We start from the raw sequence: 14,840 nt of genomic DNA, 5'->3' as shown, positions 1-14,840 counted from the left end.
CCGGATGGAGATCTGTTTTTCAGCAGCGCTCCCTCAGTCAGCCTGAACCCCATGCCATACGATCCAACCGCCAAGGCCGGCCAGAATGGTCAGTGCTGCCGCAAAGAGAGCCGCGCCTGACGCAAGTCCCGTCACGTCGATAACGAAGCCGGCCGCGACCGGCATGAGGCCGGCCGGAATATAGCCGCCGATGTTGAGCACCGCATTGGCCTCGGCCCGCCGCTCGCCCGGCACGCGCAGGCCGATGAGGGTCAGCCCTCCGAGTTGGCCGAGCCCCTGTCCGCTGCCGGCCAGGAGAGCACCGGCGATCAGCGCCGTGGCGCTGGATGTCCACACGGCAAGTGCGATGGTCATCATGGCAAGAATGGTCGCTCCGGCTCCGGCCAGCAAGATCGTGCGGACGGCGAGGTTGCGCAAAAGGAACTGCACGCCGGTCGCCGTCAGGAACATGACGCAGGCTATGCCACCCGCCATCAGAGGGCTGGTGACGCCAATCAGCCGTGACAGGAGCGATGGCCCGAGCGCCAGCACGAAGGAGGTCGCGGTGATCCCCGGACCGAAGACGGCAATACCGAAGGCGAGATGCCTGCGGTTCGCGCGCGGCACGCCTGGCAGGCGCAATCGCCATCCGTCGTTTCGGCTGGCAGGGCTTCGCTTCAACGGCAGAAGCAGAACGATCACGACGGCGCTGGCGAGAAGAAGGAGTTCCGTGGCAAAGATCGGCACCACCGGCTCAGGGATGGTCAGCGCGATAGCCCCCGCCGTCAGAGGTCCAAGACCCGCGCCCAGCACCATAGAGACCGAGGCGAGGAGCGAGGCCTGCCGCCGTCTTTCAGGACCGCCCACGTCGATGATCGACGCCATGCCCGCCGATACGACAACGCCGACGGCGACACCCGACAGGAACCGGGCGATCACCAGAGCACCGACGGAATCCGCACCGAGGAAGATGAGGCTCGCAAGGATCGCCGCCGCCATTCCGGGCAACAGCACCGGCCGGCGGCCGAAGCGATCGGAGACCTGTCCCGCCACCAGCAGCGTGAGCAACAATCCGAGAATATAGGCGGCAAAGACAATCGTCAGCGTAGCGGAGGAGAAGCCCATCTCCTCCTGCCAGCGGACATAGAGCGGCGTCGGCATGTTGGAGAGGATGAAGACTGCCGTCACCACCCAGGCGGCGGCGAGCATGGCAGGCATCGGCGTCCGGGCTATCGTCATGCCACACTCTCCGCAACGCCCTGGAGATGCGCGACATAGGCGTGTGCGTTCTCTGCGAGGCGGGCGTCGTCCACCTCTCCGGCGCCATTGAGAAAGAAGCCCGGAAGGTAGCGCATGCCGAGACGCCGCGCCGTCACCTCGAACGGGCTGGTCAATTCCTGCATGGTCCGCCGGTAGCGGGCATTGGGCTGGTAATCTCCGGCCTTCGACCAGGTGGAGACCGCGATCCCGAGTTCCTTCCCCTTGAGCGCACCGCCGCCCGTCCCGTAAGCCCAGCCATTCGTCAGCACGGTGTCGAGCCAATGCTTGAGAAGCGGCGGGCAATTGTACCATTGGAACGGGAACTGGAGGATGATCCGCTGGTGCCGGACAAGCAGGTCCTGCTCTGCCGCCACATCGATCCTCCAGTCGGGATAGCGCCCGTAAAGATCGTCGACCGTGAGGCCTCCGATACCGCGCACCGCGTCGAGCCATGCCGCGTTGATCCGGGAATGGGCGAGATCGGGATGAGCGACGACAACCAGCATGGATGGCGGTTCGCGCTGTGCCTGAAGATGATTGGCCAAACCTGCCGACGACATGGGGGTACGCTCCTTGAACCTGACAGTACGAATTGAATCGTACTTATCATAGTTCGACTTTGTTCGTACATATAAGTTCGACAAGAATCGTACTTTCGTGCTATCCTTCGCTTATGTGCTCCGAGATTCTCCACGTTGAAGCCGCAACGCCCGGCTCCGATCTACCGCCTCCGCTGCCCGAACCAGCGGTGGAAGAACTGCGTCTGGAGACAGTGCTGGCGGCGCTGGCCGATCCGCTGCGTCTGTCGATCATCCGCAAGCTGCTGCTGGAATCGGAAGCCTATGACCATCCCTGCGGCTGGTTCGGCATCGACCGGCCCAAGTCGTCGCTGACGCATCATTTCAAGGCATTGCGGGAAGCCGGCCTGATCCGCCAACGCCAATATGGCCTCGAACGGCGTAGCCGGGTGCGCACCGAAGACCTCGATGCGCGCTTTCCCGGCCTGCTGGCTCTCGTGAAATCGTGGAAACCGGGCGCGCCCTGAAAAGCGACCGGTTGCCATTGTTGCCGATGCGTCGCTCCTAAGCGGTTCCCGCTTCGTTTTCGCGCTGGTGCAGCGCAAATCCGGTCGCGGCTGGTGCGCCCAGACCAGGCCGAAGCTCGCAACTGGGGATCAGATAGTCGCCGCCGTTCTGACGGCGGAACGGGATCGGCGGCGTGGTTTCCAGCGTGCGCATCCGCGCGCGCAGGCGGTCGGCCGCCTGCGCGAAACCGGCCGCGTCGAGACGGTCCACCCGGTAGGTGACGAAGGGCGGCAGCACGTCATAGCCCGGATAGTGCAGGATGCCGTGATGGATCGGGAACAGCAGATCGTCGATCGGGCCGTTGATGCCGCGCGGCGAGTAATGCTGTTCCCAGCCGCCGGCCGTCACGACCAGCATGGCGCGCTTGCCGGCAAGCGTGCCCTCCCCATAGCGGTCGCCCCAGCGGCTGTCGCTGTGCTCCCCGACACCATAGGCGAAGCCGTAGGCATAGACACGATCGACCCAGCCCTTGAGGATCGCCGGCATGGTGAACCACCAGAGCGGAAACTGAAGGATCAGCACGTCTGCCCAGAGCAGCTTGTCCTGCTCGGCCTTTACGTCATCCGTCAGTGCATCGGCCGCGAAAGCAGCGCCGGAAGCCGGAGCGATCTTCAGGCGCTCGCCCGCTGCACGGTCGGGAAAATCGGCGCGATCCACCTCCGACTTCCAGTTCATGGCGTAAAGGTCCGAGACCTGCACGACGTGGCCCTGTGCCTTCAGTTCCTCGACGGCGGCGTCGCGGAGGGCCGCATTGAGCGAGTGGGGTTCGGGATGAGCGAAGACGATAAGTACATTCACGGCAGGCACCTATGTGTTGGAGACGAATTTCTCCCAAGCTAGGCGCCTTGCCATTGATCCGATATAGATCGGTTATGGATAGGACAATGCCGTAAAATGGATCAATCGAACGTCACGCTCGAGCGCATGCGCACCTTCGTCCGCGTTGCGGAACGCGGGAACCTGTCGGCGGTGGCGCGTGAGATGAATCTCGGGCAGTCGAGCGTCACACGGCATGTCCGCGAGTTGGAGGAGGCCCTCGGCGTGGCGCTGTTCAGCCGAACGACGCGGCGCGTGACGCTCACCGAGGAAGGCGGCCGCTACTACGCCAGCGCGGTCCAGATTCTGCGTCTTGTCGATCAGGCGAGCGGCGAAGTGCGCAATGCGGGCGAAGCCGCCGCCGGCGTGGTGCGCATGTCCTGCACGGCGGCGCTCGGCGTCCGCTATATCAGCCGGCTGGTCTTCGCCTTCCAGGACCGCTATCCCGGGATTTCCGTCGATCTCAGCCTGACCGACGAGCGCATCGACCTCGTGCGAGAGGGCGTCGACATTGCCATCCGCCTCGGCCCGCTTGCCGACAGTTCCATGAAGCTGCGGGCGCTCGGGCATAGCCGGCGCATCCTCGTCGGCGCGCCCGATTATCTGGCGCGGCATGGCAGGCCGACGACACCCGAGGAACTGGCGACCCTAGAAGGCATCCGCATGTCGAACATCGCCGGCAGCGATACGCTCGCGCTGGAAGGGCCGGATGGCGAAAGCCATGTCGTGCCGTTCGGCGGAAACCTTCGGGTGGATCACGGGCTTGCCGCGCGGGAAGCCTATCTTGCCGGTCGCGGCATCGGCCCGGCGCACCTCTGGCTGGTTGACGACCTGCTTTCCGAAGGGCGGCTCGAAACGATCCTGCCGGACTATGCACCGCCCTCCGTACCGCTCAACATGCTCATCGTGCCGGAACGTGCCGGCATCGCGCGCGTCAGGCTGCTGGTGGAGTTTCTGGCCGGGGAAGTGTTGCGTATTCCCGGTATTCGACGCTCAGGAACTCTCATCCGGCCAGATCGATGAAGCGGGCTTGCCTACCGCTCAGACCAGCGGCCCTGACAGGATCACCGGATCGTAGTCCTTCAGCTCGCTGAACCGCCCATCGCGCACCCTGGCGGCCCAGAACGGGTCGGCGAGCAGCGCCCGCCCCACCCCCACCAGATCGAAGGCGCCCGCCCGCAAGCGTTCGGCAACCAGCCGAAGGTCGGCGGGCGCCGAAGACATCACGCCGGGATCGCCCTCGCCAGGGTTCTTGAGCCCGACGCTGCCGACGGTGATCACCGGCTTGCCCGTCAGCGTCTTCGCCCAGCTCGCCAGATTATCGGGCGATTCCGCGAAGGCCGGCTCCCGGAAACGACGCTCGCTGGCGTGGAACACGTCGACGCCCGCCTGTGCGAGCGGCTTGAGGATGCGGGCAAGGTCCTCGGGATTTTCCGCGATCCGCGCGCCATAATCGCTCCGCTTGAACTGGCAGAAGCGGAGCACAACGGGAAAATCGGCGCTGACATTCTGGCGCACGGCCCGGACCACTTCGAGCGGGAACCGCAGGCGCTTCTCGATGCTGCCGCCGTAATCATCGATGCGGGTATTGCTGCCGGCCCAGAGGAAGGTGTCGAGCAGGAATTCGTGCGCGGCGTGGATCTCGACGCCGTCGAAGCCGAGCCGCTCGGCCGTCCGCGCACCGCGGACATAGGCGTCCGTCACCGCTGCGATATCGGCCGGCGTCATGGCATGCACCAGCACGCGGTCGTTGTCGCGCAGCTCGACCGGCCCGTATCCCGGCACCGCCGGATCATGCGGCATGCCGGGCCGACGCTCCGGCCCGCAATGCCAGAGCTGCGGGATGATCTTGCCGCCGGCATCATGCACGGCATCGACGACCCGCCTCCAGCCGTCGAGCGCGGCTTCGCCGAAGAAATCCGGCCCATCTGCAAAGGCGTTGGCCGCGGGATGATCGATGTAGGTGCCCTCGGTGATGATGAGGCCGACGCCACCTTCGGCCCGGCGCCGGTAATAGGCCGTGACATCCACGCCCGGCACGCCGCCCGGCGATTTCTGCCGGGTCATGGGCGCCATGACGATGCGATTGGAAAGCGTCGTGCGTCCGATGGTGAAGGGCTCGAAAAGCGGAGCAAGGGTGAAAGGGGTATCCATAGTGCGACCTCCGGCGTGACAGGATTTCCCGCTCAAGATGAAGCCGCCCCTCAAATCATTCAAATAGATGGCATGTATTCACGATATCGGTTTGACAAATGACCTTCCGGCGTCCGTGCAGGTGGCGGACAGCCTTGCACATACGGCATCGATCTCGCGTCGCAGCCAGTCCACCGGCGGATCGCCGACGCTGCGTGGATGGCGGACAAGCGCCACCTCGAAGCCCGCCAGATCGAGCGGCGGCGGAAACAGGCGCAACGGCCAGGTCTCTGCGAATGTCGAGGCAACGCAGTGCGGCAGGGTCATGACGAGATCGCTGCGCGCGATGACCTCCGGCGCCACCAGAAAATGCGGCAGGGTAAGCGCAACCGTGCGTTCGCGCCCGATCCGGGCGAGCGCCCGGTCGACATTGCCTTCCGCCCGGCCGGTGCTCGTCACCATCGCGTGGCTTTCGGCGAGGAAGGCGTCCAGCGTCACCTTCGCCCCCAGCCGGGGATGGTCCGCGCGGGCGATCGAAACCCAGGTTTCGGTGAACAGCGCCTCCGTCCGGCGCGCAGGCCCGAGAAAATCCCTGTGGCCGACGACGAGATCGCAGTCCTGCGCGGCCAGCCGCTCCTCGAACCGGGGATCGAAAGGCAGCACTTCCAGCGTGACGTTCGGAGCCGTTTCCCTGAGGCGCAGCGCCAGCGGCGCCATCAGCACGAGGGTCGCATATTCGTTGGCGATGACGCGGAAGCGCCGGTGGCTGGTCATCGGATCGAAGGCGACGGGCTGTTGCAGCGTCTGCGCGATCTCGTCAACGAGACGCGCGACGCGGGGACGGAGTTCTTCCGCCCGCGCCGTCGGCACCATCAGATTGCCCCGCCTGACGAGAAGCAGGTCCCCCGTCACCCGCCGCAGACGGGAAAGCGCGGCGCTCGTCGCCGGCTGGCTGAGCCCCAGCCGCTGCGCGGCGCCCGATACGCTCGTCTCGGAAAGAAGCGCGTCCAGCACCTTCAGCAGATTGAAGTCGATGCGCGAGATATCCATGCGGCGACATTAGCATGTCCGGCGCATCCACAACATGAATGGCATTCAACGCAGGCCGGCGATGGTGTAGCCGCCATCCACCAGAATGCTCTGGCCGGTGACGAAGCGGGCCTCGTCCGTCGAAAGCCAGACCGCGACATCGCCGGCGTCATCGGGCTGCCCGGCGCGCCTGGCGGGGGTGTGCTCGATGAAGGGCACGAAAGCGGAATCGTCGGTCCAGCCGCTGCGCGCCATCGGCGTGTCGATGATGCCGGGATTGATGTTGTTGATGCGGATGCCCTTCGGCCCGTATTCGATGGCCACGGCCCGGATCAGCGCGTCGAGAGCGCCCTTGCTGGCGGAATAGCTGGACGATCCGGCCAGCGCGCCCTTCGCGAGCCAGGACGACGTGTTGACGATGCTGCCGCCTGTGCCCTGCGCGAGAAAGGCTTCGATCTCGTATTTGATCGACAGCCATACGCCGCGAAGGTTGGTGGCGATCACCGTGTCGAAGTCCGCACTCGTCTGCTCAGTGATGGGCGCGAAATTGCCGAGAATGCCGGCATTGTTGAAGGCGGCATCGAGCCGGCCATAGCGATCGAGGGCAATGTCGACCAGGCGGCGGATGTCGTCTTCCTTCGACACGTCCGTGGGCACGGCCAGCGCGTCGCCGCCTGCCGCGACGATCTCCTGCGCGACAGTCTCGATCTCGGCGGGGCGGCGTCCGGCCAGCACGACCGTCGCACCCTCCCGCGCATAGGCGAGTGCTGCGGCGCGGCCAATGCCGGTGCCGCCGCCGGTGACGATGGCGACGCGATCCTGAAGACGGCGGGTGGAAGACGTGGAAATGGTATCGGACATGGGTGATCCTCATGGAAGCTGGAGTTGAACCACCACGATAGGCCAGCGCATTGTTCAGAATAATCCGCCTTGCATTGCATGTGCTGTTGGGTGAAATTCATCAATCATGCGAACGGGCGATCTCGGAGAACTGGCGGCTTTCGTGGCCATTGCGGAGGAAGGTGGTTTCCGCCGGGCGGCTGCGCGGCTGAACCTCACACCTTCGACGCTTTCCCATTCGCTGCGCTCGCTCGAAGGCAAGCTCGGCGTGCGGCTGGTCAGCCGCACCACGCGAACGGTCGCGCTGACCGAAGCCGGGCACGCGCTGCTGCGCCAGATCGGCCCGGCCTTCGCCAGCATCGAAACGGCGGTCGAGACCATCAACGACTTCCGCGACCACCCTGCCGGAACAATCCGGCTCAGCGTGCCGCGCACGGTGGCGGCGCGGGTGCTGACGCCGAAGTTCCGCGCCTTCACCGACCGCTACCCCGACGTGACGCTGGAGATCGCGGCCGAGAATGGCTTCGTCGATATCATCAAGCAGGGTTTCGATGCCGGCATCCGCCTCGGCGAAAGCCTCGAACGCGACATGATCGCGGTGCGGGTGACGCCGGATCTCAACGCGGCCATCGTCGCCTCGCCCGACTATTTCGCACGCTTTTTGCCGCCGGAAACGCCGCGCGACCTGCATCGCCATCGCTGCATCGGTTCTCGCCAGATCGCCAGCGGCGCGCTTTATCGCTGGGAGTTCGAGAAGGACGGACGGGCGCTCAACGTCGCGGTGAACGGCCCGCTCGTCCTCGACGATCCCGACCTGATGGTCGCGGCGGCGCTCGATGGCATCGGGATCGCCTATTCGACCGAGCAGCATATCGGCGAGCATCTGGCCTCGGGCCGCCTCGTCCGCGTGCTGGAGGACTGGTGCCCACCCTATCCGGGGTTCTTCCTTTATTACCCCAGCCGCCGCCAGGCGCCAGCCGCCCTGCGCGCGCTGGTGGAGATGCTGCGGGTCTCCTCGGATCGATAGCGTGCCCGAGGCGCGACATCACGCGGAGGGATTGCGACTTTCCGATAACCGGCGCGGTCTTCGGCGGGCAGAAACGCGATGAAGGCGTCGTCCAGATTGGCCGTCCCGGTGCGTAGCATCAACTCGGCGGGCGTGCCGGTCGCCAGCAACTTGCCGGCATTCATCGCAACCAGCCAGTCGAAACCAGCCGCTTCCTCCATATAGGCGGTGGCGACGATCACGCTCATGCCCGGACGCTCGCGCTGGATCGCGTCGATCAATTCCCAGAACTGGCGGCGCGACAGCGGGTCGACGCCGGTCGTGGCCTCGTCGAGGATCAGGAAATCGGGGTCGTGGATCAGTGCGCAGCACAGCCCCAGCTTCTGCTTCATCCCGCCTGAGAGCTTTGCGGCCGGACGGTCGCGGAAGGCCGACATGCCGGTCGAGTCCAGAAGCTCGCCGATCCGCCGTTCGCACTCGGCGCTGTCATGGCCGAAGAGGCGCCCGAAGAAATCCACGTTTTCGAAGACCGATAACGTCGGATAGAGATTCCTGCCCAGACCCTGCGGCATATAGGCGATCCTGGGGCAGGTGCGGCGGCGATGGCCCCTATCGCGCATGTCGCCGCCCAGAACATGGACCTCGCCAGTCTGGATCTCCCGCGCGCCTGCCAGAAGCGACAGAAAACTCGATTTGCCAACGCCGTCCGGGCCGATCAGCCCGACCTTCCGACCCGCGGTAATCGCCAGCGTCACATCGTCGATCGCGCGGACGTTGCCATAGGAGAGCGACAGTGCCGCAACCTCCGCCACCGTGGCGGGTGTGCCGGACCCTCCCGGTCCCGCGCTCATTGAACGACACGGCCCAGAAAGCCCGGCCAGGCCCCGGTCTCGCCAAGACGCACATAAGCGATCCCCGGAAGGCCGGTCTTGACATAACGGATGTACTTCCTCAGCAGGTCCGGCGCGATGCGGGCACGGATGCGGAACATCAGTTTTTCGCGCTCCTCCGCCGTCTCAACCGTCCTCGGGGTGAATTGCGCCACATCGGCCACATAGCTGACCGTGGCCGGAAGCACGAACTGCGGTGCTGCATCCATGATCAGCCGCACCTCGGCGCCGACCTGCACCTGTCTGGCCTGCGAAGTCGGCAGGAAGAACGTCATGTAGACATCCTCCAGATCGACGAGGTTCAGGATGCGTCCGCCCGACGCCACGATCTCGCCGTGTTGCGCGACGCGATACTGCACCCTTCCTGCACGCGGCGATGTCAGTGTGCTGTCATCGATCGAGGCGTCGATCGCGGCCTGGGCCCAGTCGATCGCAGCCCCGGCATCCACGACCTGCGCCTTTCCCGCTCCTATGGGCGGCATCGGCCGCCGCCAGCGAAGCCTGCGCCGAGGCAAGCCCGGCGTCCTGCAAGGCCTCGGCCCTGTCGTCGTCAAGCGTCTGCTGCGAGATGGCACTGGTTCTGACGAGTTGCTCGGATCGCGCCAGCCGCAAAGCTGCGGCATCGGCAACCGCCTGCTGCTGTGCGACGGCGGCTCGCGCGGCGGCCCGTTGCGCCTCGGCCTGGACGACAAGGCTGCTGGCGGTTTCCACACCGATCCGGGCGCGATGCAACTGCGCCTCGGCCTGGCGTTTCTGGGCGGAAAGCTGCGCGATATCCATCTGGATAAGCACGTCCCCAGCCTCGACGAAATCGCCTTCCTCCACCAGGATTTCGCTTATCCGCCCCCCCCGAGAGCGCCGAAATATCGATCTCGGTGGCCTCGATTCGCCCGTTACCCTTTGCGATCCACTCGGGAAGGGTGTTGCTCGCGAACGAGGACCAGAAATAAGACCCGCCTCCAACTATGGCGGCCGCAACGACGGCTATCCGCAGCCAGGTCTTCTTCGCATTTGCCACCCGGCACTCCTTTTAACAAGCCGCCGAAAACCTCTAAGACATCTTCATTCCGACGAACGAAGCCGGGAAAACGTCTGTCTTCCCGGCACCCTTGCACATGCGGGCAAGCCGGGATGTTTCGTTGTATTGCGAAATGTGAAAGCCGCGTCCGACAGGCGTCGGTGCGTAACCGACGCTGCCACGTCCCGATCATCGAACGAGGCGCGACTGCATTCGTGAGGCTCGCAACATTTCGTAATGCGATCACACAACGCGACGTCCGCGCATCTCTAGAGTCCGGTTGCAGCACGCGGTGAGCTCATCGCCGGCGACGCAACAGAAGGACTCGAACATGGAAAATGGCGTTGCATCCAAATCGCCGAAGGTCCGGCGCGCGGGAATGGTCCTCGCTTTCTTCCTGAGCGCGTTGATCGTGCCGCTTTTCGCCGTCGAAGCTGCCGGGCAGGAACCGAGGCCTGTCACGGTCGTCGCGGCCCGGCAGGGCGCTGTCACCGACCGGATTGCGGTCGTCGGGACCCTGGTTGCGCGCGAGGAAATCCGGGTCAATCCATTGGTGCAGGAAAAGGAGATCCGGCAAATCCTGGCGGAGGTCGGCGCGTTCGTGGAAAAGGGGCAGCCGCTTGCCGTCCTTGACGACACGGATGCCGGCATGCTGCTCGACAGGAATGTCGTGCAGGGACGCCGCGCCGAAGCAGCAATCGCGCAGGAGCGCAGCAGGGTCGAGGCGGCGATGATCACCGAACGCGAGGCGCACAAGCTTCTGGAGCGGAGCCGGTCGCTGCAGGTGAAGGGCGTCGTTTCGCAACAGATCCTCGACGAACACGAGAACGCCCACGCACGCGCCTTGTCGCAGCTGGAGCTTGCCCGTCAGTCGCTGGCGCTGGCCGAAGCCGATCGTGCGCTGATCGAGCGCGAACGCCTCGAAATCCGGCTGACGATCGAACGCAGCACGGTGCGCGCTCCCGCGTCCGGCCTCGTGCTTGCCCGCAATGCGCGGGTCGGCGCGATGACATCGTCGTCGGGCGATCCGATGTTCGTCATCGCCGAGGACGGCGACATCGAGATGGAAGCCCGCGTGAGCGAAACCGGCTTCGTCCGCCTCGGGGAAGGCATGCCGGCCGAGATCCACGTCGCCGGCAAAGCCCGGCCGCTCATCGGCCGGGTCAGGCTCAGCGCCGCGCAGCTCGATCCGGCGACACGGATGGGGACGGTGCGGATCGCCCTTGCCGGGGACGAAGGCCTGGTCGCCGGCGCTTTCGGCCGGGGTACGATCAACGCGCTGCAACGCAGGAACATCCTGCTGCCGGGGACAGCGGTCGAAAGCCGCCGCGGCGTACACAGCGTCTATGTGGTGGACGACGGTATCGTGAGCCCGCGCATCGTGACGGTCGGCCTCCAGCAGGGAAATCTCCGTGAGGTTATCGAGGGATTGACCGAAGGCGAGCTGGTGGTGCTGAAAGCCGGCAGCTTCCTGAAAGCCGAAGAACGGATCGAGCCTGTCGTCGCCGATTATCCGGGGCCTTCCGGGCCGGAACTTTCGACATTTCGATCCTCGCTCGCCGACATCACGGGAGCGACGGTGCGATGAACAGCAACATCTCGGCCTGGGCGATCCGCAATCCGCTTCCCTCCATCCTGTTGTTCGCCGTTCTGACGATCGTCGGTCTTTACAGCTTCAGCCGGCTCCCCGTCACCTACTTCCCGACAATCGACGTGCCGCAGGTCAGCGTGACGATCGAGCAGCCGGGCGTGACGCCGGCGGAGCTGGAGACGGAAGTTACAAGACTTGTCGAGAATTCGATCGCTTCCTTGACCGGCATCAAGGAGATGACCTCGACCCTCAGCGAGGGACGCTCGACCACCACCGTCGAGTTCGAGCTCGGCGTCGTCTCCACCGACCGCGCCATTGCGGACGTGCGCGATGCAATCGCGAAGATCCGATCCGATCTGCCGGACGATATCGACGAACCCGTGATCGAGCGGATCGAGGAGGAGGCCCAGGCCGTCGCGACCTATGCGGTTTCAAGCCGGAACATGACGGCGGAAGAAATTTCCTGGTTCATCGACGACGTGCTGATCCGCGACCTTCAGGGGCTTGCCGGGGTCGGCCGCATCGACCGCGTGGGCGGGGTCGACCGGGAAATCCATCTGGAGCTGGATGCCGACAGGCTTCATGCGTTTTCGCTGACCGCGAGCGCCGTGAACGAAGGCCTCATGACGACGCAGCTCGACCTCTCGGGGGGCCGCAGCGAGATCAACGGCCGCGAGCGGTCGGTGTCGACCAACGCCGCCGCAAAAAGCATTTCGGACCTTGCCGATCTCAGGATCGCGCTCACGGGCGACAATCACATCAGGCTTGGCGAGCTCGGCACGATTGACGACACGTTTGCGGAACCGCGTGTCTTCGCCGCCCTCGATGGCGCCGAGGTGGCCGGCTTTTCCATCTTCCGCTCGCAGGGTGCGAGCGACGTGAGCGTCGCGGCAGCCGTCGCCGCCGCCGTTAGCGATCTCGGCGCCCGGTATCCCGATGTGGATTTCAGTCTCGTCGACGAAAGCGTCTCCTACACGGCAGGAAACTACCACTCGGCGATGAACACGCTGCTTGAAGGCGCCGCGCTGGCGGTGGTGGTCGTCTTCCTGTTCCTGCGCGACTGGCGCGCGACGCTCGTCGCGGCCGTCGCCCTGCCGCTTTCGATCATCCCGACCTTCTTCGTCATCGATATGCTGGGCTTTTCGCTCAACATCATCAGCCTGCTCGCCATCACGCTTGTCACCGGCATTCTGGTCGACGACGCGATCGTCGAGATCGAGAACGTCGTACGCCACCGCAACATGGGCAAGTCCGCCTGGCGCGCCGCGCTGGATGCGTCCGGCGAAATCGGCCTTGCCGTCATCGCCATCTCGGCGACCATCATCGCCGTCTTCGCGCCGGTCGGAATGATGAGCGGCATCGTCGGCCTCTATTTCAGGGAGTTCGGTCTCACCGTCGCCATTGCCGTGTTCTTCTCGCTTCTGGTGGCGCGCATGATCACGCCGATCATGGCTGCCTATATCATGACGACCAGGCCGCCGAAGAAACAGCAGAAAGGCCTGCCCGGACGAACTTACGAGCGTTTCCTGCGGCTCACCTTGCATTGGCGCAGGATGACGGTGGCCCTCGCCATCGGCCTTTTCGTTCTTTCGATGATGTCGCTGATGTCGCTTCCGACAGCCTTCCTGCCGGAGGAGGACACGGGCCGGCTGACGATGTCCGTCGAACTGCCCTCCGGCTCGACGCTGGAGGAGACGCGGCTGGCGTCCGACGAGATCGCCCGCCGCATCGGCACGCTGGATGAAGTCGAAGGCGTGTTCGTCCGCGGTGGGGCGAGCCCGACCGGCCAGCAGGATGTTCGCCGCGCCGCCGTCTCGATCGATCTCGTCCATAAATCGGAACGCGCCCGGTCGTCCTTTGCCATCCAGGCGGACATCGAGAAAATCCTGTCGGCCATTCCGGATGTTCGTCTCCAGTTTCTAAACGGCCGGGGCGGACGCGATATCTCCTTCGCGGTCCTCAACACCGACGGCGAGGCCGCGCAGCAGGCGGCGGATGCGATCCTGGCAGAGATGGCGCTCGACGGAGCCTACGTCAATCCGAGCTCGGATACCGCCGCCATGCGTCCCGAACTGCGCATGGATGTCCAGGCCGACAAGGCCGCTGTTCTCGGCGTCTCGACTGCGTCGATCGCCCAGACCATCCGGGTCTCGACGGTCGGCGATGTGGACAGCCGCCTGCCGACCTTCATCGACGGGTCACGGCAGATTCCGATCCGCCTGCTGTTGGGCCGCGAAGCCCGGGACGACATGCCGACGCTCGAACTGCTCGGCGTGCCCACGGCGAACGGCCAGCAGGTGCCGCTCTCAAGCCTCGTCGATTTCTCCTTCGACCAGACGGTTTCCGCCATCGAGCGCCTCGACCGCGAACGGCGCATCGAGATCAGCGCCGACATGGCCGGTGAAATGACGTCGGGGCAGGGGCTGGATCGTCTGCGCCAGCTCGAAAGCGTTCGAAACCTGCCGGACGGCGTGCGGATTCTGGAAACCGGCGATTCCGATACGCAGGGCAACGTGTTCGAGAGCTTCGCTGTCGCCATGGGCTCGGGGATCATGCTCGTCCTCGTCGTCCTGATCCTGCTTTTCGGCAGCTTGCTGACACCTTGGACCATCCTTGCCGCCCTGCCGCTTTCCATCGGGGGTGTCGCCGCCGCGCTCGTGCTGACGGGCAGCGCCATCTCGCTTCCCGTCGTCATCGGCATCCTGATGCTGATGGGCATCGTCACCAAGAATTCGATCATGCTGGTGGATTTCGCGGTCGAGCGCGAAGCCCATGACCTTTCGCGCTTCGACGCCATCGTCGAAGCCTGCTCGGAGCGTGCCCGCCCGATCGTCATGACGACGCTTGCCATGACCGCCGGCATGGTGCCTTCGGCGCTCGGCATCGGCGACGGCGGCGAGTTCCGGGCTCCCATGGCGATCGCCGTGATCGGCGGGCTTCTGGTCTCGACGGTGCTGTCGCTGATCGTCATCCCCGCCCTTCATCTCATCGTTTCGAATTTCAGCGACCGCGTGGCACGGATCTTCAGGCCTGTTCTCCAGTCGAGCGAGATGCATGCTTACGAGACCGAGGCCGCCGGAAGAAGCGCCGGCTGAGCTGATGGCGCTTTGGCAAGAGCAGGGGCAGCCCGTCCCCGAGGCCGTCCGGCTCTTTCATGGCAGGCCGATTTCCGTTCGCGCATTTGCAAACCGTA

11 protein-coding genes and 2 pseudogenes are annotated in these 14,840 nt (G+C 65.1%); 5 read left to right on the top strand and 8 right to left on the bottom strand.

Annotated features, from left to right (window positions below):
- Positions 1 to 33 precede the first annotated feature (33 nt).
- Positions 34 to 1,218, bottom strand: coding sequence for an MFS transporter (locus tag NOF55_RS01210; RefSeq protein WP_306409490.1), 1,185 nt, complete (start codon positions 1,216 to 1,218; stop codon positions 34 to 36).
- Positions 1,215 to 1,799 (bottom strand): NAD(P)H-dependent oxidoreductase, encoded by a 585-nt coding sequence (locus NOF55_RS01205; RefSeq protein WP_306409489.1) that lies wholly within the window; start codon positions 1,797 to 1,799, stop codon positions 1,215 to 1,217. Before NOF55_RS01205 ends, NOF55_RS01210 begins: the two co-directional genes overlap by 4 nt.
- 188 nt (positions 1,800 to 1,987) lie before the next feature.
- Here NOF55_RS01205 and NOF55_RS01200 point away from each other — a divergent pair, with 188 nt between their 5' ends.
- The gene (locus NOF55_RS01200; RefSeq protein ID WP_306409488.1) at positions 1,988 to 2,284 is read left to right on the top strand and encodes an ArsR/SmtB family transcription factor; all 297 of its coding nucleotides are present in this window, start codon (positions 1,988 to 1,990) and stop codon (positions 2,282 to 2,284) included.
- A 37-nt stretch (positions 2,285 to 2,321) separates the two neighbouring features.
- Here the strand turns inward: NOF55_RS01200 and NOF55_RS01195 are convergent, their stop codons facing one another.
- Positions 2,322 to 3,122, bottom strand: a complete 801-nt coding sequence (locus NOF55_RS01195; protein ID WP_306409487.1) for an NAD(P)H-dependent oxidoreductase — start codon at positions 3,120 to 3,122, stop codon at positions 2,322 to 2,324.
- A 96-nt stretch (positions 3,123 to 3,218) separates the two neighbouring features.
- Between NOF55_RS01195 and NOF55_RS01190 the strand changes: the two genes are divergently transcribed.
- Positions 3,219 to 4,163 carry a LysR family transcriptional regulator gene (locus NOF55_RS01190; RefSeq protein WP_306409486.1) on the top strand — a complete coding sequence of 315 codons (945 nt, stop codon included), beginning with the start codon at positions 3,219 to 3,221 and terminating at the stop codon, positions 4,161 to 4,163.
- A gap of 18 nt (positions 4,164 to 4,181) precedes the next feature.
- On the opposite strand, the gene NOF55_RS01185 is transcribed toward NOF55_RS01190, so the two are convergent.
- The 3 genes from NOF55_RS01185 to NOF55_RS01175 form a co-directional block, all read right to left on the bottom strand.
- A complete protein-coding gene (locus tag NOF55_RS01185) occupies positions 4,182 to 5,294 on the bottom strand; it encodes an NADH:flavin oxidoreductase (protein ID WP_306409485.1) in 1,113 nt (370 codons plus the stop codon).
- 78 nt (positions 5,295 to 5,372) lie between these two features.
- Complete coding sequence (locus tag NOF55_RS01180) at positions 5,373 to 6,323, bottom strand: LysR family transcriptional regulator (RefSeq protein ID WP_306409484.1); 951 nt, start codon at positions 6,321 to 6,323, stop codon at positions 5,373 to 5,375.
- Positions 6,324 to 6,368: 45 nt separating this feature from the next.
- Positions 6,369 to 7,163, bottom strand: a complete 795-nt coding sequence (locus tag NOF55_RS01175; protein ID WP_306409483.1) for an SDR family NAD(P)-dependent oxidoreductase — start codon at positions 7,161 to 7,163, stop codon at positions 6,369 to 6,371.
- Between the two features lie 106 nt (positions 7,164 to 7,269).
- Between NOF55_RS01175 and NOF55_RS01170 the strand changes: the two genes are divergently transcribed.
- Complete coding sequence (locus NOF55_RS01170) at positions 7,270 to 8,169, top strand: LysR family transcriptional regulator (protein ID WP_306409482.1); 900 nt, start codon at positions 7,270 to 7,272, stop codon at positions 8,167 to 8,169.
- Positions 8,170 to 8,183: 14 nt separating this feature from the next.
- Here NOF55_RS01170 and NOF55_RS01165 read toward each other — a convergent pair.
- Both NOF55_RS01165 and NOF55_RS01160 read right to left on the bottom strand, forming a co-directional pair.
- Positions 8,184 to 8,999: pseudogene (locus NOF55_RS01165) on the bottom strand (ATP-binding cassette domain-containing protein); the annotation flags it as partial.
- Positions 8,996 to 10,056: pseudogene (locus NOF55_RS01160) on the bottom strand (HlyD family secretion protein). The pseudogenes NOF55_RS01160 and NOF55_RS01165, both read right to left, overlap by 4 nt.
- 379 nt (positions 10,057 to 10,435) lie before the next feature.
- On the opposite strand from NOF55_RS01160, the gene NOF55_RS01155 reads away from it, so the two are divergent.
- Both NOF55_RS01155 and NOF55_RS01150 read left to right on the top strand, forming a co-directional pair.
- Entirely contained in the window at positions 10,436 to 11,644 is a 1,209-nt protein-coding gene (locus tag NOF55_RS01155) for an efflux RND transporter periplasmic adaptor subunit (protein WP_306409481.1), read from the top strand.
- On the top strand, positions 11,641 to 14,742 hold the full coding sequence (locus NOF55_RS01150) for an efflux RND transporter permease subunit (protein WP_306409480.1): 3,102 nt from the start codon (positions 11,641 to 11,643) through the stop codon (positions 14,740 to 14,742). The genes NOF55_RS01155 and NOF55_RS01150 overlap by 4 nt, the downstream gene beginning before the upstream one ends.
- The last annotated feature ends 98 nt before the right edge of the window (positions 14,743 to 14,840 follow it).

The sequence above is a fragment of the Ectorhizobium quercum genome (assembly GCF_026552795.1).
Taxonomy (GTDB): domain Bacteria; phylum Pseudomonadota; class Alphaproteobacteria; order Rhizobiales; family Rhizobiaceae; genus Ectorhizobium; species Ectorhizobium quercum.
Note: the sequence above shows the minus strand (reverse complement) of the source record. Positions and strands in the feature narration are given on the sequence as shown.